1 protein-coding gene and 1 pseudogene are annotated in these 537 nt (G+C 65.7%); one reads left to right on the forward strand and one right to left on the reverse strand.

The window, feature by feature from the left end:
• Positions 1-101: CopG family ribbon-helix-helix protein (locus H0W38_RS19850; RefSeq protein ID WP_292457416.1), on the reverse strand; the 101-nt coding region annotated here is incomplete at its 3' end.
• A 9-nt stretch (positions 102-110) separates the two neighbouring features.
• Here H0W38_RS19850 and H0W38_RS19855 point away from each other — a divergent pair.
• Positions 111-537, forward strand: a pseudogene (locus H0W38_RS19855) (hypothetical protein); the annotation flags it as partial.

The following is a 537-nucleotide window of genomic DNA, read 5'->3' on the forward strand; positions in this document are numbered from 1 at the left end:
GAACGGATGGCTTCGGCGGCCAGGAACGACTTGCTGCGCTGGGTCGCTTCGGCCAAGACATCGAGGCGGTCCTTGACGTCGTCTTCAAGGCGGACGGTCATGGTCGTGGAATGTTGGGGCTCGCAGTGCTTGAATTGCGCAGCCCCCGGCCATGGCAGGGCCAATGTCTGCAACGCAGCCAAGTCGACCTTGGCGTAGATGGTCGTGGTCTGGACGGCGACGCGGCACTGAAGCAGATCGACGCCAGCACGCGGGCATCGGCGCGGCATGCGGTGATCGTGCTGCGCGACGAGGACAAGGCCGCGGCGCGCGCGCAGCTGCGCACGCCGCTGGTCTTCTCGGTGCACGAGGCCAAGGGGTTGGAGTATCCGCATGTCGTCTTGCTGGGCCTGGTGTCGGGCCAACGTGCGGCCTATGCCGAGGTTTGCGAAGGCGTGACGCCGCAGGACCTGCAGCGCGACGAACTCGACTACCGCCGCGCCAAGGACAAGGGCGACAAGTCGCTGGAGCTCTACAAGTTCTACGTCAACGCGCTGT

Source organism: Methylibium sp., assembly GCF_013817365.1.
Taxonomy (GTDB): Bacteria; Pseudomonadota; Gammaproteobacteria; order Burkholderiales; family Burkholderiaceae_C; genus Methylibium.